This is a genomic window from Schaalia odontolytica (assembly GCF_024584435.1).
Lineage (GTDB): Bacteria > Actinomycetota > Actinomycetes > Actinomycetales > Actinomycetaceae > Pauljensenia.
The window spans coordinates 1,584,003-1,601,507 of record NZ_CP102197.1 but is presented as its reverse complement, the minus strand read 5'-3'; the positions used below and the strand labels follow the sequence as shown (position 1 = coordinate 1,601,507).

The following is a 17,505-nucleotide window of genomic DNA, read 5'->3' as shown; positions in this document are numbered from 1 at the left end:
AGACCTGCCCGCCGGGCAAGGTGCGCGGCGGGATCCTCACCAACAACACAAGGAGGAACGCCGTGGGGCGAATCATCGTGGAAGTGATGCCGAAGCCTGAGATCCTGGACCCGCAGGGTAAGGCCGTCGGCTCGGCGCTACCGAGGCTCGGAATCACGAGCTTTGAGGCCGTGCGCCAGGGCAAGTGCTTCCACCTGAGCGTGGAGGGACCCGTCACCGACGAGCTCCTCGACCAGGCCCGCAAGGCCGCCGAAGAGGTCCTGTCCAACCCGATCATTGAGGACGTCGTGCGGGTCGAGGCCATGGACGAGGCGGACCCCCGTTACGCGGGAGGGGCCCAGTGAGCCGCATCGGAGTCGTCACCTTCCCGGGAACGCTTGACGATCGCGACGCCGCCCGCGCCGCCACGATCGCCGGCGCCCGAGCCGTGGCGCTGTGGCATAAGGACGCCGACCTGCGCGGCGTTGACGCGGTCATCATCCCCGGAGGCTTTTCCTACGGGGACTACCTGCGCTGCGGCGCGATCGCCGCGACCGCCCCCGTCATGGCCGAGATCGTTCGCGAGGCCGGACGAGGCCTTCCCGTCCTCGGCATCTGCAACGGCTTCCAGATCCTGTGCGAATCTCACCTGCTGCCCGGCGCCCTCATTCGCAACGACCATCAGAAGTTCCTGTGTCGCGACCAGGTGCTGCGCGTGGAGAACCCCGATACGGCGTGGACCCGGGAGTTCAGCGCCGGCCAGACGATCACCGTTCCCCTCAAGAACGGGGAAGGCAACTTCCAGGCGTCCCCGGACGAGCTGAAGCGGCTCGAGGGCGAAGGCCGCGTCGTCTTCCGCTACGTCGAGGGCAACCCCAACGGCAGCGCGGGAGACATCGCCGGGGTCACCAACGCCTCGGGCAACGTCGTGGGTCTGATGCCCCACCCTGAACACGCAACCGAACAGGGCTTCGGCCCGCTTGCCACCGGCCCGGACGGAGCCCGCCACCACGGCGGCACCGACGGCCTGGGCATCTTCCGTTCCGTCCTCGCATCCCTCGTCGGCTGACGAGGAGGGTCCGCGCCCTCCGGAAGGAGGGGGCCGCCGCCTCGTCCACGACACGAATGGAAACACGAATGAGCACAGAAAACACCCGTGAGCTGCCCGACACCGTCGAGAACGCGGCCGCCACCCCCGGCCAGGAGATGCCCTGGAAGGAGCTCGGCCTCAAAGAAGACGAGTACGCCCGCATCTGCGACATCCTGGGACGTCGTCCCACGAACGCGGAGCTGGCCATGTACTCCGTCATGTGGTCCGAGCACTGCTCCTACAAGTCCTCCAAGAAGCACCTCGCCGAGCAATTCGGCGCGCGCACCACCCCCTCCATGAAGAAACACCTCCTGGTCGGGATGGGGCAAAACGCCGGCGTCGTCGACATCGGCGGCGGCTGGGCCGTGACCTTCAAGGTCGAGTCCCACAACCACCCCTCCTTCGTCGAGCCCTACCAGGGGGCGGCCACCGGAGTCGGCGGCATCGTCCGCGACATCATCTCCATGGGCGCCCGGCCCATCGCCGTCATGGACCAGCTGCGCTTCGGCGCGGTCGACCACCCCGACACGGCGCGCGTCGTCCACGGCGTCGTCTCCGGAGTCGGCGGCTACGGAAACTGCCTGGGCCTGCCCAACATCGGCGGCGAAACCGAGTTCGACCCCTCCTATCAGGGAAATCCTCTCGTCAACGCGCTGTGCATCGGCAAGCTGCGCCACGACGACATCCACCTGGCTAACGCGACCGGCGAGGGCAACCTCGTGGTGCTCTTCGGTGCCCGCACGGGCGGCGACGGCATCGGCGGGGCATCCATCCTGGCCTCCGAGACCTTCGAGGACGGGATGCCTGCCAAGCGCCCCTCCGTCCAGGTGGGCGACCCCTTCATGGAGAAGGTCCTCATCGAATGCTGCCTCGATCTGTTCGAGGCCGGCGTCGTCCAGGGAATCCAGGACCTGGGGGCAGCGGGCATCTCCTGCGCCACCTCCGAGCTGGCTTCCAACGGAGACTCCGGCATGCACGTTGACCTGGAGAACGTGCTCCTTCGCGACCCCACGCTCACCGCGGGAGAAATCCTCATGAGCGAGTCGCAGGAGCGCATGATGGCCATCGTGACCCCGCAGGACCGGGAGCGCTTCTTCGAGATCATCGACCGGTGGGACGTCGAGGCCGCGGTCATCGGCCACCTGACGGGTGACGGGCGCCTGACGATCGACCACCACGGTCACCGCATCGTCGACGTCGATCCGAAGACCGTCGCACACGAGGGGCCCGTCTACGATCGTCCCTACGCGCGCCCCGCCTGGCAGGACGACCTGCAGGCCGCCACCTCCGAGAACCTGCCCCGTCCGGCCAGCCGCGACGAGCTGATCGCCGACGTGCGCGCCGTCCTCGCCGACGTCAACCAGGCGTCCAAAGCGTGGGTGACCGACCAATACGATCGGTACGTGCAGGGCAACACCGCCCTCGCGCAGCCCGACGATGCCGGAGTCATCCGCGTGGATGAGGAAAGCGGCCTGGGTGTTGCCCTCGCGACGGACGCAAACGGCTGGTACACGAAGCTGGACCCGGCGGCGGGTGCCCGCCAGGCGCTCGCGGAATCCTACCGTAACGTCGCCGTCGTGGGAGCCGAGCCGGTGGCCATCACCGATTGCCTGAACTTCGGCAACCCCGAGGACACGGATGCCATGTGGCAGCTGGTGACCGCCATGACCGCGCTGGCCGACGGGTGCATTGAGTTGGAGATCCCGGTGACTGGCGGTAACGTCTCGCTCTACAACTCCTCGGGGACCGAGAAGGGGCAGCCGAACTCGTCAATCAACCCGACTCCCGTCATCGGGATGCTCGGCATCCTCTCCGACGTGACCCGGGCCAACCCCTCGGGCTTCACCGAGGAGGGGCTCGCTGTCATCCTCCTGGGCGCGACTCGCGAGGAGTTTGACGGGTCTGCGTGGGCGCGCATAGCCCGCTCCCACCTGGGTGGTCTGCCGCCCGAGGTCGACCTGAAGGCCGAGGTGGCCCTCGGAAACGTCGTGCGTGCCCTGAGCGCCGCCGATGGCCCGGATGGGCGCCCTCTCGTTCGAGCGGCTCACGACCTCTCCAACGGCGGACTCGTGCAGTCCCTCGCGGATTCCGCGCTGCGTTTCGGCATCGGCGGCGTCTTCGACGTGGCCGCCGCCGCCCGCCGCGACGGCGTCGGCGACCACGAGATGCTGCTCTCGGAGTCTCAGGCCCGTGCCTTCGTCGTCGTGCCCGAGGCCGCGGTGAAGGCCGTCTACGCCGCCGCCGAGGCCGAGGGCGTTGAGGCGACACGCATCGGCACGACGGGCGGGGACATGCTGGCCATCAGCGGCATTGACCTGCTGGCCGCCGAAGGCGAAGGCGGTGGCTGGGTGATTTCTCTCAATGAGCTACGCGAGCTGAGCGAGTCGGGTCGCCGCCACTTCTGAGGCGCCCGGTGGAAGCACTGCCGGTGAGGGGCGCGGGCACTGACCCGGGCCCCTCACCGTATCCGCCCGCACGCCAGGTGGGTCGGCACCCGCGGGCCATCGCGTCTCACGCCCTACGTCCGTCGTCCCAATCTTTGGCATACTTGGGTGCGGAAAACAACCATCACGACAGGAGACGTTCGTGCCTGAACAACCCGTCACCGCCACCCCCGAGCAGGAGGCCGCCCCGGCCTCGCCCGGCGCCCCCAGCAAACCTAGCCTCGGTCGCGTCATCGCGGCCTGGGCGGTCCATGCGTTTACGATCTCGGGCCTCGCGTGGGCGACCCTCGCCCTCTTCGCCATGCTCACCAACGACATCCCGATGATGTGGTTGTGGTTCGTCATTGCCCTGATCGTGGACGGCGTGGACGGTACCCTTGCCCGCAAGGTCGGTGTCCGGCAGGTGGTCCCGTGGTTCGATGGCGGCGTCGTGGACAATCTCGTCGACTACCTGACGTGGACCTTCCTGCCCGCCCTCTTCATGGCGATGTACCTGCCCTTTGGGCCCAGGCCCATCCCGGTCATCATGATGGTGATCATCATCGTCTCTTCCGTGTTCTGCTACGCCAACGACGGCGAGAAGTCCAACGACAACTACTTCGTTGGATTCCCAGCAGCGTGGAACTGCGTGGCGATCGTCATGTACGTCCTGCAGACCCCCGCCTGGGTCAATATTGCCGCGACGATCATTCTCGCGATCCTGACGCTCGTTCCCATCCACTACACGCATCCCGCGCGCGTCAAGCGCTTCCGGATCCCGAACATCATCGGCGCCGCCGCATGGATTGTTGCGTGCGCCTACCTGGTCATCGTCTACCCGGTGCAGCCCGTCTGGGTGCTCATCCTGTTCTGGGTTGGCGGAGGCTGGTTCATGCTCGCCGGTTTCATTCGCACGGCGACCGGCGAGGACAAGCTCTAGCCTCGCCCCTCCCGCCACCCGACTCGTCCCCCGGTCCCCCAGGTTCCGGGGGACGATTCCTACTTCCCCCGGAGCGGGCGCCGCGGGCGGGCAGCGGCCGACGTCGCCCCGACTAGGGGTGGGCAGCCAGCCCCTCCTTGACGGCACGGTCACGCATGTAGCGCAAGACTTCGAGGATGATGCCGCCGAAGAAGATACACGCGATAGCGAACCAGATCCCCAAAGGCGCGTGTCGCCCATAGATCAGGAAGTAGACGTAGGGGGCAAGGAAGGTCACGGCGGCGGTCACGGCGCCAATGATGCGATGCCAGAGCTTCTGTCCGGCGACCATCTCGATGAGGCCCCACGTGTAGGGGATCGCGGTGACCATGTCGATGAGCCACAGGATGCGCCAGTCACCCCCGAAGTGGGGCACGAACATGACGGGCACGGCACGCGCCATGGAGTAGACGAGGACGACGACGTAGGCGATGAACTTCGGATTGCGGCACAGCTTGAGGACGAGCGAGCGCTCGATGATGGAGGCACCCACCGAGCGCGAGGCACGGGTGGCGCGCGAGGAAGTCGTGAGGGTGTCAAGCCCAGCCATGGCGACGCGCATGAATTCGCGCTGCTCGGCGTTGCCCCTCGACCAGGTCTCAAGCAGCTCGAGGGGAGACATCGCGACGGGGGTATGCCCGCCCGAGGGGAGCCCGGCCTCGTGAATGAGGTCCCCGCCGAGCGCCTCGCGCAGGCGGTCGAGCTTGGCGGTGGGGACGACCGTGATCCATAGGCGCACCCGGCGTTGGATTGCGTCGTGAAGCGCGTGGGAGAGCGCGTGGCCGACCGGCGAGTGGGGTGAGAAACCCTCGTCGGCGATGTCGCAGAGGACCCCGGGGTCCTCGATGACGCGGGTCGTCAGGTCCCCGGCGCGGTCGACGCCCGAGACGGCGATGATGGTTGCCGCATCCCACTGGTAGGAGCGTGCGCTCGCGAGGTCGAGGATCGAGCGCAGCGTGATGAGGGATGCTGTGTCGGTCACGGGGGTCCTCTCGTTGGGAGTGAGTCGTCTCAATTGTGCCCGAGAGTGCCATCCAATGGCACGCGGTGGTCCGAGTGTAGGGACGTAGAATCGACGCATGACGAAGCGACGGATTGATCCCGCCGAGGGAATGGCCGCCCTGCGGGCGTGGCGCGAGCGCGAGGAGCGCGGCGTGGATGCGGACCGAACGGTGGTTGTGACGGCGGTGCGTTTTACCCTCGAGGAGATTGGGGCGCTCCACCCCGGTCGCTCGGTGGAGGTTCGGGTGCCTCCCGCGGGGGCGGTGCAGATCCTGCCCGGCGCAACGCATCGGCGGGGGACGCCGCCTGCGGTGGTGGAAACCGACGCGCGCACGTGGCTGTCACTGGTGTCGGGATTGCTCACCTGGGAGGAGGCCGTGTCCTCCGGGCGCGTCGCGGCGTCAGGGCAGCGGACCGACTTGGCGCCCTACCTGCCCCTCGTGTGACGCCGGCTGTCCGGTGTGCGTGGCCGCGAATGTGCTCGGGTCAGGCCTCAATGGCCGGCGCGCCGAAGCGTGCGGAGAGCTTAGGAGTCAGCCACTTCTGCGTGCCCTTGTAAGCGTAGCGCTGGGCGACGGCGGCGATGGCCGCCGACGTGGCCGCGAAGACAACGAGGGAGGCCATCGTGACGTCGTCGGCGTCCTCGGCGGGGACCGGGCGCCTGGTGGCGGCCTTCCAGCCGATCTCGAAGAGCTTGGAGGCAACGAAAGCGGCCCCGGCGATGACGACGGTCGTGGCGACCTTGTCGATGGTTTCTGAATCCATGAGTGACTCCTGGCGTGACTGCGGTTGTCCCGGCGCACGAATGCGTAATTCCATCATGCCCCACGCGGAGCTCTCGCGCGAGGCCCACGGTCCCCCTGTCTTATGCTTGGACAGTAGTGTTCCCGTCCGAAGGATTCCTCATGGCTCGCTTCCGCTCCGTTTTTGCGTTGTCGGCCCTTGCCCTCGCTGCGAGTGCCCTGGCGGCCTGCACCCCGGCAGTGTCCTCCAGCGCGCCGCGGGATCCTTTTGCGTCCCCCATCGTGCCCGGTCAGAGCGCGCGGGCCTCCGCGGGTGGCGGGCGCGCAACGATCGACGCTCCGAGCCCTCGCTCGGGTTCGGGCACGGTCACGGTCGCGTTGGTGGGCGGCGCGCAGCTGCCGACCGAGACCGCCCAGGCGTTCACTGAAGCGACGGGCTTCACGGTTGCGGTCGTATCGATCGACGGCGTGGGAAGCCTGCCCAAGACGAGCGCGGATGTCGTCCTGGGGCTTGATGGCGCGGACGCGGTCGCGGCCAGCGCTGCGGGGACCATCGCCTCCACCGCCCCGCGGGACACGTCCACCCTGGCGGGCACAGCCGTGGAGGGCGCGGCGGCCGCGATCGCCTACGGACGCGACGACGTGTGCGTGATTGCGGACAAGTCTTGGCTCAGCGCGAACGGGCGCTCCCTTCCGACTTCCTTCGCGGACCTGACCTCCCCGCGCGTGCGTTCGCTGCTGGCGGTGCCCGACCCGACCTCCTCCTCCGTGGGCCGCGCATTCGTTCAGGAGGCGGCCGCCCAGACTGGCGAGGGGCTGGGCGCCTTCGCGCAGTCGCTCAGCCCGCGCATCGACCCGTCTCTGGGCGCGGCTGTGGGTGTGTGGACGGCGGGCGGGCACGTCTCGCAGGGGTACGTTGGGCAGCTCGTGGGCGGGGAAGCCGAGGCCTCGGGTGCGTATCCGCTGGTGGTTGCTCCGCGTTCTCTGGCCGCCGCGGCGGCGACGAACACGGGAGCCGACTCCTACGGTGCGCCGGTCTCTTCGACGTGCATTGCCCGCATCCTCTATGCGGCTCCGACCGCTTCGCCCGCCTCCGACGGGGCGGAGTCCCTGATTGCCTGGCTACAGGGCGAGCGAGCGCAGCGCTTGTTGGCCACGGCGGGCAGCGCCTACCCGATCGACGGTGGCGTGGCGGCCGATACGAAGGCCGCCTGGCTGATGGGGATCTCGGGGGATGCGGTGGTACCAGACGAGACGGTCGCGTCCCCGGAGGCAATCACCGCGTGGCTGGCCACCTGGAACTCCGCCCTGTCCGCACCCGCTTCGACGCAGCCCGAGGGCGAGGACGGGGATGAGCCCGCCGCGCCCAGCCCCGCCCCCGTCGTCACCCGGCCCTCCGCGCCCGACCCGGGGACGGACACGGAGGACGAGGACTAGCTGAGGCTCTCGCCCGCTACTCGTGCAGCATTGAGGGGCTGACCTTGCATTCCTCGCCGATGCGCATGGGGGCAATCATGCCCCTGTCGCGTAGCTCAAGGAGACGGGGAACGGTGCGCTCAACGACCTTCCAGGGGTCGATGGTGTTGAGGTAGATGCGCGTCCCCCCTTCGAATCCGGCCAGCGTCGAGATCCGCCACTTGAGCAGGATCCGCCACCTCATGGGGGTCGAGACCGTCGGCGGGCGGTGATACCACTCTTCATTGGCCGGCACCTCGACGCCCGTCGCCGCGTGGGCGGCGTGCAGGATATCGGAGATGCCCGCCATGGCTTCCTCGCTGACTTCCCAGGGGTTTGTCGGCTCGCCCAGCGGCCAGATCGCGATGCCCGGGAATCGGTGGCCGAAACCGGCCAGGGCGACCGCGTGGTCGTTCTGAGCGATGAGGAGCTTGCGTGTGGCGGCGACCGTGAAGATCTGGTCGTAGATGTCGGGCTGGGCGCGCAGGCGTTCCAGCTCGGCCTCCGTCTGGACGGCGAGGTCGTCGATTGCCACGAGCTGCTTGTGCAGGTGGTCGAAGGAGGCCCCGGCTGGCCGCAGCCAGTTTTGGAATGTGGCGACGTAACGCACGGCGGGGTCCAGGTTGTACAGGTCGCGCATGGAGCGGGCGGTGTAGGCGGTGTAGTGAGCGTGCTCCTCCGGGGTGAGTGTGCCGGATCCGGCGAGCTGGTGGGCTTCCGAGGCGCCGTCCACGTAGTGGCGCCTGGCCACGATGAGATCGTGCCCGCCGGAGAAAAAGCCGTTGGCGGACTGGAGCCGCGCGGTCTCGCTGGTGGCCGCGAACTCTCCCTCGCTCATGCCCGAGGCGAGCATTCGTGCCCGCACAACGTTCATGACGTGCTCGTATCCCACGTCCGAGGCAAGGTAGTGCGCCATGCGATGGCGGTCCTCCTCGGAGGGCACGTGGCCGTGGTTGAGGTGCCAGTAGTTGTAGGAAACGATCTCGAAGAGGTTGGGGATGCGTCGGAACTCGGCGACCGTGTTGTGTAGCCTGTCGGCGCCGAGCCCGTTCAGTTGCTGCCAGGTGCCGTCGCGGTGGCGCACGAGGCGAGACTTCTCCGGCGGAGTCTCGAGGTAGCGCCCGGAGCAGAATGCGCAGTGGTGGCCGTCCGCCTCGTGGTCGATGGGGTTGTGATCGGTGCGCGGGGCGGACAGCGGACGGTTGCCCCGTCCGGGAACGGTCCACACTTCGGTACCGGTGAGCAGATTCTGTTGTTTGACGGTGCCATCGGCCAGACGCACGATGGCGCGGTCGGCGCGCGTGAGCTTGGAAGCCATGCCTGTATCGTACCCGCCCCTACAGTCGATCCATGGTCGCCGGATGCGACCCGGTGCGTCCGGATTCGCCGGAGTCGAGGGCGTCAATTCGCTTGCGCTGATCGCAGGTGAGCGCGAACGAGAAGACGTCAATGTTGGAGGCCATGCGCGTTGGGTTGAGTGTCTTGGGGAAGACGACGTGTCCGCGGTCCAGGGCCCACCGTAGGGCGACCTGCGCGGGTCCGACGCCAAGTTCCTCGGCGACCTCGAGAAGTGTTGGGTCGGTGGTGACCCGACCGCGCGCCAACGGCGACCAGGCCTCAAAGACCATGCCGAGTTCGTGGGCGTAGCGGCGCAACGCGCCGTTGGGAAAGAACGGGTGGGCCTCCACCTGGAGGACGTGCGGGGCGATGCGGGCGACGGCGCGAACGGCTTCGACGTGGATGCGTTCGTAGTTCGACAGGCCGATTGCGCGCGCCTGCCCCGCCGCGTAGGACTCTTCGAGGGCCGGCCACGGCAGTGCTACGTTGCCCCCGTAGAGGGTGGGAAGGGGCCAGTGGACGAGCAGGAGATCGACGTAGTCGGTGCGTAGCCGCTCCAGGGAATGGGCGATCGATCGGGCTGCTCGTTCGGGTTCGTGGTTGGAATTGTCGACCTTCGTGGTGACGAAGAGTTCCTCGCGCGCTATCCCCGAGGCCTCAAGGGCAGCGCCGACCTCCGCCTCGTTGCCGTACATCTGTGCGGTGTCGATGTGGCGGTATCCGGCATCGAGTGCGCGGCTCACCGCGTCGTAGGCGTCGGTTGGGGCGATCTTGTAGGTGCCGAAGCCCAGGACGGGGATAGGGGCGCCCGTCGCGAGGGTGAGGTGGGGGATGGGAGGCGAGGCCGGGGCGGCCTGCCCGGGAATAGGAACGTTCATCGGTGAATCCTCCTGGTCGCCTCCAGTGTACTCGCGGGCGAGCGCCCCGGCTGTCGCCGATGGGCCGGGCGGCGGACGTGCGGACGCCCACGGAGCGTGGCAGGTCTCGGGATCTGAGACGATTTGTGAGTAGAATTTGTCTGTCATCTTGGTCAAGAGCGTCCTGGGTGTTCGCGCGCTCCGTCGGGCGATCGCGGCGGGCGCGCGGGAGCTGCTTCTGACCGAGTGAGCGAAAAATATTGGTGTTTGACTAAGAAAACCGCCGATATCCTCTGCAACGCGGTTGGGAGTCGAATTGTCTGACAGGTTCAATTCCTCGGAATGGCCCGGAATGCCACACGGCCGTCTTTAACCACTCGGTAGGGATTGTGTTAGCTAGGCCACCGCTAAATCTCCCCTGTGTCGACGAAATTGGCGTACGATAGATACTGTTCAACCACGATCGCCTAACACGTCACTACAACGAACGGGAGAGATATGTCGGTTCGCAATGCACTGTTGGCACTCGTTGCGCAGCAGCCCGCGGGCGTCTACCGCCTGAAGCAGATGTTCGAGGAACAGACGTGCGGAGCATGGCCGCTCAACATTGGGCAGGTCTACCAGACGATGCAGCGCCTCGAGCGCGACGGCCAGGTTGTGTCTCACGCCGAGACCAATGCAGGCCGCGATTCGGAGGTCTTTGAGCTGACCGACGTCGGTCGCGAAGTCCTCAGCGCTTGGTGGTCCACCCCTGTTCCTCGCGAGCACCCCGAGCGCGATGAGCTCGTCATGAAGCTTGCCGTGGCCGCTGCTGACCCCACGGTCGACGTCGAATCCATGATTCAGACCCAGCGCCGCGCAACCCTGGGTTCCCTGCGCGATGTCACCCGGCTGAAGGCCTCCGCCGATGAGGGTGAGCTCGCCTGGAAGCTGATCCTTGAGCGTCACATTTTTGACCTTGAGGCAGAACTCAACTGGCTTGACCACATCGAGTCCGGTGCGGTGTCCGAGGCCGCGCGCCGCGCCGCCTTCGCCGCCGCGAAGGGTCGCATGATGAACTGGTCTCAGGCCGAGGCAGGTATGTCGGAGCGCGCCGGGGTGTGATGAACCAGCCTGTTCCGCTACCGATCAGGATGGCGGGTGTCGGACACGAGTTTGGCGCCGACGGCATCCGAGTGAGAGCGCTCGACGGGATCGACCTTGAGGTCGCACCCGGCGAGCTTCTCGCTGTTATGGGCCCTTCGGGATCGGGTAAGTCAACGCTGTTGTCGATCGCGGGCGGGCTTGAGCGCCCGACGTGCGGCAGCGTGTACATCAACGGTATCGATCTGGCCACGATGGACGCGGTTCGCCGCGCGCAGGTGCGCCGTCGCTCGATCGGCTACGTCTTTCAGGACTACAACCTCATTCCTTCCCTGTCGGCCCTCGAGAACGTTGAGATGCCTCTTCAGCTGGACGGGGTCAGCCCCGCGAAGGTGCGCGAAGCAGCCATGGCCGCGCTCGAGGAGGTCGGCGTCGCCGACCTTGCCGACCGTTTCCCCGAGAGGCTTTCGGGCGGCCAACGTCAGCGGATCGCCATTGCCCGCGGCCTCGTGGGTAACCGTTCGGTCATTCTTGCCGACGAGCCGACCGGGGCTCTCGACTCCCACACGGGAGAACAGATCATGTTGGTGTTGCGTGATCACATAGATGCGGGAGTAGCCGGTATTCTCGTGACTCATGAGGCCCGAATGGCCGCATGGGCAGATCGGACGGTCTTCCTGCGCGACGGTCGCATCGTCGATCGATCGCGTGGAGACACGCTCAGGGATCTGCTCGCAGACACAGCACCAGGGAATTGATGAGTCGAGTGAGCGCGCGAATGAGGCGATGGGGAGTGGTACTCCGCATCGCCTCTCGCGACGCGCGCCAAAGCCTTGGGCGCACGCTCGCCGCGGTCATTCTCATCTCGCTTCCCATCATCATCGCCATCGCCGCCATCACCTTCTGGGACGTGACGACGTCCCAGCGTTACCAGGCGGCTTCCTGGCTCGGACACGATTCAGCGGTTCAGGCGGTGACGCTACACCGTTCCTCGACGGCCCTCGAGCAGGACTTTACGGCCGATAGGCTCTCGAAGACCTCCTCCGACGAGGAGGTGCGCGTCGGCATGGACACGCTCACGGCATGGGTGCCACCGGGCGACCAACTGATCGCCGTTGACACCCTCTATCAGCTGCGGCTCACCGCGCAAGATGGCACCGCCATCACCGTGGACGCCGGTACCCAGACGGCATCCCTGGACGCTCCGCGGGTCGAAGCGGGAGGACGCCACGGCGCGCTCGCAGCCGATCATGCCGTGATCTCTGAGGATGTTGCCCGCACGCTGAAGGCCTCCGAGGGAGACACTCTCAGCCTGTCGCTCACGCTCGCCAAGGAACGCACCACCCAATCGCTGTCCGGTAGCGTCGTCATTGACGCAATCATCGGCGGCTCGTCACGCACGATCGTTGGTGACGGCACGTTGCCGATCGACCGCCTCGCGGTCGCCGGGAGGACGCAGACGGCCTGGTATGTCACCGGCCCCGCGCCCGTCTCGTGGGCGAAGGTCCGCGAGCTCAACGCCTCGGGCTTTTCCGTTCTCTCCCGCGACGTGCTTGCCAGCCCACCCGATGCCTCGGCCCTGCCCGCGCAGATCGCCCAGTACGAGGCGCCCCGATCCACGCGCACCGCGAGTCCCTGGCAGTACCTGCTCCTCGTCGCCGGTATCCTCCTCATCCTCACCGAGATGATCCTCCTCATCTCGCCCCTCTACACGGTCGCCCAGCGCTCGGTCATGCGTACCGCCGCCATGATCGTCGCCAACGGTGGAGACCGCAGCGACGGGCGGCGCCTGACGATCGCCCACGGTTTCGTCATCGGCTCCTACTCTGTCGTCTTCTCGGTGCTCCTGTCCGCCGCCTCCATGGTTGGCATCGGGCTGTGGTCCGGCCTGGGCATCGGGATCGTGCCCTGGTGGCCTCTGGCGCTGTCCGCGCTTCTGCCGATCCTGCTCTCCCTCCTCGCCTCCGTGTCGCCCGCGCACACCTCCTCCCGCATCGACACCTCCGCCGTCATCGGCGGGAGGGTGTGGGAACCCTCCCGGCTGGTGCGCCGTCGCATGATCTACCCGATTGCCCTCCTGGCCGGCCTGCCACTCCTGGGGATTGCCGCGTGGCTCGGTTCGATTCTTGCCCTCGTCGCCGGAGTCGCGCTCGTGGAGGTCGGCCTCATTGGCTCGATTCCCTATGTCTTCACGCGCTGGCGTGTTCCGCACGGGCGCGCTTCCATGAGCATGCGCCTCGCGTTGCGCGACGCGGTGCGCAACGGGCATCGCACGTTCCCGGCCATGGCCTCGATCCTGACGACCGTCTTCGTCGCCTGCGGGCTCCTCATCACCCTGTCCTCCTCCAACGAGGCCGGCTGGAACTCTCGTCCCCACGTCGGCCAGCGCGGTCAGGTCTTCATCTCGACCACCGACAAGACCGACTCCGTGAAGCGTTCCCGCGAGCTTCTCAATGCCGCCTACGAGGCGGTCGACGGGGAGCGAACGATCACCTCTGAGGCGGTGCTCAACGGCATGGTCTGGAACAGCGGTCCGGGCGGACCGACGCGCATGGTCGAGGCCGTGTCGCCCTTCGACGGCTCAACCTTCACGCTCGCCCCCGACATGGGCACCATGGCCGAGCTGGACCTGGCCTACATGGTGGACGACGGGACGTTCCTGCGTCAGGCGGGATACCTCAGCGGCGACGACATGGTGCGCGCCGTCGCGACGCTCAACGCCGGAGGGGTGCTTGTTCCCGATCCGGCGTACATTGACGGCGCGGGCCAGGTGCAGCTGCGCAGCCTCGATATGAGCGACATTGCGGAGGCGAAGGCAGCCGGCGCCTCCGACGATGCGCTACCCGACGCGCACGTCATGACGACCCGGTCCTTCGCGGCCTCGCCTCTGACGCGAATCAACGTCATGGTGCTGTCGCCGACTGCGGCCTCGGCCCTGGGCCTCCAGTCGCTGCCGCTGGGCCAACTGCTGAGCATCGACAAGCCCGTGGGTCCCATGGAGGCCTCCGCCTTCCAGGCAACCATTGCGCGCCAGGTGCCGGGAGCATCCGCCCAGGTTATCGTCCCGACGGTGCGCTCCCTCGTCCTGCCCTACGTCGCGGCGATCATCGCTATCGTTGCTGCGGGGGCCACGGTCGCGCTTGTCGTCGCCCTGTCCGCCTCCGACATGCGGCCGGACCTCGATACCCTCGACGCGATTGGGGCGGCCCCGGCCATGCGCCGGCACGTGACCACCTGGCAGGGCATCGTGCTGGCACTCAACGCGATCCCGACGGCCGTCCTGTCGGGACTCGTCGTCGGAGTCCTCGCGGTCATCACCTTCGCCCGATCCGGCATCTTCCCCACGCTGGGAACCCTCTGGCCGGTCGTGCCGTGGGGGGCGCTGGCAGGGATGCTCATCGGGATGCCCCTGCTGTGCGCGCTGGTTGCCATCGTCCTGACGCCCCACCATCAGAGGCGCCTGCGCCGCATCAATTAGGGCTCCCATGAGCGATACCCCCGAAACGGTGACCATCCCCCCGGGCGCGCTGGCCGCAACGAGCGTACGGGTCGACACCTGGCTGTGGGCCACGCGCCAGCTCAAGTCTCGCTCGCAGGCCACTGCGGCCGTGCGGGCCGGGCACGTGCGCGTGAACGGGGAGGCGGTCAAAGCCGCTCACAAGCTCCGGGTGGGGGACGAGGTGCGACTGCGGGTCGAGGGCTTCGACCGCATCCTCGGTGTCGTCCTGCTGTTGGCTCGGCGCCTGTCGTATCCTCAGGCACGCACGGCCTACGATGATCGCACGCCGGAACGTCCCCGCGTTCACATTCCCGTCGCCACGCGCGAGAAGGGGAGCGGGCGTCCCACCAAGAAGGAGCGCCGCGAGTTGGATCGGTTGCGCGGCTACGACTCCCACGAGCACTACTGAACGCCGCAGCGCGCGGCCGCAGGCCGGGTTAACCACCGCCAGGCGGCCCTCGCCCCAGTGCGAGTGGTCCCGGCACCCGCAGGGGGTACCGGGACCGCCGGAGAGGGAACGGGCTACTCGTTCGGGAAGAACGAGACCACTCCGATTCCGTACTTCTGACCCCAGCTGGGGTCGTAGTCGGCATCGAACTCCACGGTTCCGCTGCCGGAGGAGTCGAGGGTGGCCGTGGCGACGTTGTCGATCTTATGCTTCGGGTTGAAGGTGATGGACAGGGGCCCGTCATCAAACCACATCTCCAGCGTCACGGTCGTTGACGAGAACTTCGCCAGCTGCGACTTGATGCCGTCGCTGGCCGGCTTGACGTCAACAGAGCAGTGGATGGATGTACCGGACGCGGCGATCGCGCAGCTGCTGTTCGACGTATCGAAGGCGGCGTCCGCCTGCTGGCTGCTCACCATGCGAGCGATGTCAACGCGCGTTGCGCACTGCTTGTCGATGGCGTCCTTCACCTGTTGGGATGCGTGGTTGTACTCCTGGTAGATGTCCTTCATCCCGTCGGCGTTGGCGGCGGTGACCTTCTCGCACCAGGCGGGCGCTATCGAGGCGGCGGCCACCTGCTCGGTCTGATCGCGGACCGTCTCGATCTCGTCGCGCATCCTTTCCGTGGCCTTATTCCTTTGGGCGGCGCCTGCGAAGAGACCGATCGTCAGCGCGAGGAGCACGACGATAAGTGTGAGGGCGACGCGGTTGAAGATCGACAGTCCCTTGCTCTTTGCGGGCTTGGACGTCTCACGAGCGGGTGTCGTGGCTACGAGAGGGGCCGGTGCGGCGGGAGTGCTCGGCGCCGGGGTGTGCTGATCGCTCACTTGGATCCCTCCTTGGCCTGCTCAAGCTCTTGCTGCGCCTGCTGCAGGTCGCTTTCAACGCGCTGGTAGTCCCGCCCCTTCTGGATGAAGAGTCCCGCGGAGAGTAGCGCGGTCACGCCGAAAACGATGACGAGGACTGAGGAGAGAACGGCGATCGCTATCTGGCCGCCGGTCGCCTTGGTGCGTGGCTTGGCGGCGACGGGGGTGTAGCCGGAGGCGGCGCCCTGAGCGGTTGCGGGCCCCTGGGCCGCAACCTGGGATGCGGGTGCTGCATTCGCTTGCGCGTTTGGGCTCGCCTGCTCAGAGTTGGCGGGACGGTACTGCTGCGTCCATTGCGTGCCATCCCACCAGCGGAGCTGGGGGCTGCCTGCCGGATCGGCGTACCAACCGGGAACGGGGGTGCTCATGGGGAAGCTCCTTTCACTGTGTCCCCACAATCCTAATTCAGCGCGGAACCGTCCTCGGTGGTGAGTCATCCCACCGCGACTTTACATGTTGGTAGGCCACCACTTGTGCATCGTCGCGACGCACTCGGTGGTCGCGCTCGTCGCCGGATCGTATGGCACGCTCACCGTGAAGGGCATGGAAGCCCCCGGCGTGACGGCGATCGTCGTCGTTCCCTGGTAGGGAGTCGATGGGTTGAAGCTGGCGCCCTTGTCCGCTGTGTATCCCACGATGGTGACGTCGAGAGAGCCCAGCGACGCGATGGAGCTTGACGCGTTGACGGAGAAGGTGCCGGTGACCGTGGTGGTCGTCTCGTCTGTCGTGCATTCGCCCATGGTGATCGTGAAGTCAGAGTCAGAGGCCGTGCGTTGGGCATTGGCGAGGGTCTCCTTCGCGCTGCACTCCTCGTGAATCGCTTCCTTGACAGCTGACGTCGCCGAATCGTAGGTCTTGATGGCGTCTCGAATGGAGGAGGCCGTGTCTCGATTGATGGAGTCGCACCACGCCTTCGCGTCCTTGCGGACGCTCGCCGCGTCCAGGCGCGCCTTGGCCTCCGTGATCTGCTCGTCGACTCCCGCCTTGTCGGACTGAGCCTTGGTGGCCTGGGCTTCATAGGCGGATGAGGACTGGGAGCGCCAGGCGTTGATGCCGCCGACGACGGCGGACAGAATGATGAAGATGACGGCGAGGATCGCACCCGCGACGGTTGCGGCGCGAAGGGGAGCGGGGGCGGTGTTCACTTGTTGGCCTCCTCGATCTGCCGGTTGATGTCCTCAAGGGTGGATCGGGCGGTATCGAGCTCCTGCTGAGCCTTCTCGGCTCGCGCCTTGGCGTCCTCGTGGATGCGGCCGCTGGGGCCCAAGTGGGACCACGCGAGGGCGAGGACGGCGATGAACGCCACGACGAGCAGCCACGAGGCAGCGCAGCCGAGGATCCACTTGAGCATTCCCGAGGGGCGCGCTTGCCCCCCGGGGTCGTTCCGGTCGGCCTCGTCGGCGAGGTCCTCGTTCGAGCCGGTCGCGTGTGCGGGGGCCGCTGGGCTCGGCGTTGAGGGCGTAGCGGGTTCGAGGCCGGCCGCCGTCGCGTCGAAAGTCGGGGTGCTTGCCGAGGACGCGGGAGCATAGGCCTCGGTCGTCTCCTCGATGCCGGGCGACGCCGCCTCGTCGGTGACGGCTTCGTGCGGGGCTTGCGCCTGGTAGGGCTCGACGTACTCCGTCCAGGCGTGTCCGTCCCACCAGCGCAGCTGCCCGGCCCCGCTGGGGTCCGCGTACCAGCCTTCTGTGGGCTCGCTCATCGTGGGTCTCTCTCCGTGTTGAATGACAAGGGTGGCGGGTCAGG

Annotated in this window: 18 protein-coding genes; 10 read left to right on the top strand and 8 right to left on the bottom strand. The window is 67.3% G+C overall.

The window, feature by feature from the left end:
• The first annotated feature begins 62 nt into the window (after window positions 1-62).
• The 4 genes from purS to NQK35_RS07100 all read left to right on the top strand — a co-directional run bounded on the left by purS (window position 63) and on the right by NQK35_RS07100 (window position 4,432).
• A complete protein-coding gene (gene purS, locus NQK35_RS07115; protein ID WP_048728401.1) occupies window positions 63-344 on the top strand; it encodes a phosphoribosylformylglycinamidine synthase subunit PurS in 282 nt (93 codons plus the stop codon).
• Window positions 341-1,048 (top strand): phosphoribosylformylglycinamidine synthase subunit PurQ, encoded by a 708-nt coding sequence (gene purQ / locus NQK35_RS07110; RefSeq protein ID WP_009213074.1) that lies wholly within the window; start codon window positions 341-343, stop codon window positions 1,046-1,048. Before purS ends, purQ begins: the two co-directional genes overlap by 4 nt.
• A 68-nt stretch (window positions 1,049-1,116) precedes the next feature.
• A complete protein-coding gene (gene purL, locus NQK35_RS07105; protein ID WP_009213075.1) occupies window positions 1,117-3,474 on the top strand; it encodes a phosphoribosylformylglycinamidine synthase subunit PurL in 2,358 nt (785 codons plus the stop codon).
• A 181-nt stretch (window positions 3,475-3,655) separates the two neighbouring features.
• A complete protein-coding gene (locus NQK35_RS07100) occupies window positions 3,656-4,432 on the top strand; it encodes a CDP-alcohol phosphatidyltransferase family protein (protein WP_257113697.1) in 777 nt (258 codons plus the stop codon).
• Window positions 4,433-4,544: 112 nt separating this feature from the next.
• Here the strand turns inward: NQK35_RS07100 and NQK35_RS07095 are convergent, their stop codons facing one another.
• A complete protein-coding gene (locus tag NQK35_RS07095; RefSeq protein WP_009213077.1) occupies window positions 4,545-5,453 on the bottom strand; it encodes a hypothetical protein in 909 nt (302 codons plus the stop codon).
• Window positions 5,454-5,550: 97 nt separating this feature from the next.
• Between NQK35_RS07095 and NQK35_RS07090 the strand changes: the two genes are divergently transcribed.
• Complete coding sequence (locus tag NQK35_RS07090; RefSeq protein WP_048742108.1) at window positions 5,551-5,919, top strand: sterol carrier family protein; 369 nt, start codon at window positions 5,551-5,553, stop codon at window positions 5,917-5,919.
• 40 nt (window positions 5,920-5,959) lie between these two features.
• Here NQK35_RS07090 and NQK35_RS07085 read toward each other — a convergent pair whose 3' ends face one another.
• The gene (locus tag NQK35_RS07085) at window positions 5,960-6,238 is read right to left on the bottom strand and encodes a DUF4235 domain-containing protein (RefSeq protein ID WP_009213079.1); all 279 of its coding nucleotides are present in this window, start codon (window positions 6,236-6,238) and stop codon (window positions 5,960-5,962) included.
• A gap of 140 nt (window positions 6,239-6,378) precedes the next feature.
• On the opposite strand from NQK35_RS07085, the gene NQK35_RS07080 reads away from it, so the two are divergent.
• Entirely contained in the window at window positions 6,379-7,653 is a 1,275-nt protein-coding gene (locus NQK35_RS07080) for a hypothetical protein (RefSeq protein ID WP_257113696.1), read from the top strand.
• A 16-nt stretch (window positions 7,654-7,669) separates the two neighbouring features.
• Here NQK35_RS07080 and NQK35_RS07075 read toward each other — a convergent pair whose 3' ends face one another.
• On the bottom strand, window positions 7,670-8,989 hold the full coding sequence (locus NQK35_RS07075) for a DUF4921 family protein (RefSeq protein WP_009213081.1): 1,320 nt from the start codon (window positions 8,987-8,989) through the stop codon (window positions 7,670-7,672).
• A gap of 19 nt (window positions 8,990-9,008) precedes the next feature.
• Complete coding sequence (locus NQK35_RS07070; protein WP_257113695.1) at window positions 9,009-9,887, bottom strand: aldo/keto reductase; 879 nt, start codon at window positions 9,885-9,887, stop codon at window positions 9,009-9,011.
• A 477-nt stretch (window positions 9,888-10,364) separates the two neighbouring features.
• Here NQK35_RS07070 and NQK35_RS07065 point away from each other — a divergent pair, with 477 nt between their 5' ends.
• The 4 genes from NQK35_RS07065 to NQK35_RS07050 are packed head-to-tail and all read left to right on the top strand — an operon-like array spanning window position 10,365 to window position 14,857.
• Window positions 10,365-10,970 carry a PadR family transcriptional regulator gene (locus tag NQK35_RS07065; protein ID WP_009213083.1) on the top strand — a complete coding sequence of 202 codons (606 nt, stop codon included), beginning with the start codon at window positions 10,365-10,367 and terminating at the stop codon, window positions 10,968-10,970.
• Window positions 10,970-11,707 carry an ABC transporter ATP-binding protein gene (locus NQK35_RS07060; protein ID WP_009213084.1) on the top strand — a complete coding sequence of 246 codons (738 nt, stop codon included), beginning with the start codon at window positions 10,970-10,972 and terminating at the stop codon, window positions 11,705-11,707. The genes NQK35_RS07065 and NQK35_RS07060 overlap by 1 nt, the downstream gene beginning before the upstream one ends.
• Before the next feature lie 20 nt (window positions 11,708-11,727).
• Complete coding sequence (locus NQK35_RS07055; RefSeq protein ID WP_257113694.1) at window positions 11,728-14,427, top strand: ABC transporter permease; 2,700 nt, start codon at window positions 11,728-11,730, stop codon at window positions 14,425-14,427.
• A 7-nt stretch (window positions 14,428-14,434) separates the two neighbouring features.
• Complete coding sequence (locus tag NQK35_RS07050; RefSeq protein ID WP_048742094.1) at window positions 14,435-14,857, top strand: RNA-binding S4 domain-containing protein; 423 nt, start codon at window positions 14,435-14,437, stop codon at window positions 14,855-14,857.
• A gap of 113 nt (window positions 14,858-14,970) precedes the next feature.
• Here NQK35_RS07050 and NQK35_RS07045 read toward each other — a convergent pair whose 3' ends face one another.
• The 4 genes from NQK35_RS07045 to NQK35_RS07030 all read right to left on the bottom strand — a co-directional run bounded on the left by NQK35_RS07045 (window position 14,971) and on the right by NQK35_RS07030 (window position 17,461).
• Window positions 14,971-15,723 (bottom strand): hypothetical protein, encoded by a 753-nt coding sequence (locus tag NQK35_RS07045; protein ID WP_257113692.1) that lies wholly within the window; start codon window positions 15,721-15,723, stop codon window positions 14,971-14,973.
• Window positions 15,720-16,130 (bottom strand): DUF2510 domain-containing protein, encoded by a 411-nt coding sequence (locus tag NQK35_RS07040; RefSeq protein WP_257113691.1) that lies wholly within the window; start codon window positions 16,128-16,130, stop codon window positions 15,720-15,722. The genes NQK35_RS07045 and NQK35_RS07040 overlap by 4 nt, the downstream gene beginning before the upstream one ends.
• 81 nt (window positions 16,131-16,211) lie before the next feature.
• Entirely contained in the window at window positions 16,212-16,907 is a 696-nt protein-coding gene (locus NQK35_RS07035; RefSeq protein ID WP_257113690.1) for a hypothetical protein, read from the bottom strand.
• Window positions 16,904-17,461 (bottom strand): DUF2510 domain-containing protein, encoded by a 558-nt coding sequence (locus tag NQK35_RS07030; RefSeq protein WP_257113689.1) that lies wholly within the window; start codon window positions 17,459-17,461, stop codon window positions 16,904-16,906. The genes NQK35_RS07035 and NQK35_RS07030 overlap by 4 nt, the downstream gene beginning before the upstream one ends.
• Window positions 17,462-17,505 lie beyond the last annotated feature (44 nt).

Coding starts and splice junctions, on each gene's coding strand:
- purL (WP_009213075.1), top strand. CDS start 1,117: ATGAGCACAGAAAACACCCGTGAGCTGCCCGACACCGTCGAGAACGCG.
- NQK35_RS07090 (WP_048742108.1), top strand. CDS start 5,551: ATGACGAAGCGACGGATTGATCCCGCCGAGGGAATGGCCGCCCTGCGG.
- NQK35_RS07085 (WP_009213079.1), bottom strand. CDS start 6,238: ATGGATTCAGAAACCATCGACAAGGTCGCCACGACCGTCGTCATCGCC.
- NQK35_RS07080 (WP_257113696.1), top strand. CDS start 6,379: ATGGCTCGCTTCCGCTCCGTTTTTGCGTTGTCGGCCCTTGCCCTCGCT.
- NQK35_RS07075 (WP_009213081.1), bottom strand. CDS start 8,989: ATGGCTTCCAAGCTCACGCGCGCCGACCGCGCCATCGTGCGTCTGGCC.
- NQK35_RS07070 (WP_257113695.1), bottom strand. CDS start 9,887: ATGAACGTTCCTATTCCCGGGCAGGCCGCCCCGGCCTCGCCTCCCATC.
- NQK35_RS07065 (WP_009213083.1), top strand. CDS start 10,365: ATGTCGGTTCGCAATGCACTGTTGGCACTCGTTGCGCAGCAGCCCGCG.
- NQK35_RS07060 (WP_009213084.1), top strand. CDS start 10,970: ATGAACCAGCCTGTTCCGCTACCGATCAGGATGGCGGGTGTCGGACAC.
- NQK35_RS07055 (WP_257113694.1), top strand. CDS start 11,728: ATGAGGCGATGGGGAGTGGTACTCCGCATCGCCTCTCGCGACGCGCGC.
- NQK35_RS07050 (WP_048742094.1), top strand. CDS start 14,435: ATGAGCGATACCCCCGAAACGGTGACCATCCCCCCGGGCGCGCTGGCC.
- NQK35_RS07040 (WP_257113691.1), bottom strand. CDS start 16,130: ATGAGCACCCCCGTTCCCGGTTGGTACGCCGATCCGGCAGGCAGCCCC.
- NQK35_RS07030 (WP_257113689.1), bottom strand. CDS start 17,461: ATGAGCGAGCCCACAGAAGGCTGGTACGCGGACCCCAGCGGGGCCGGG.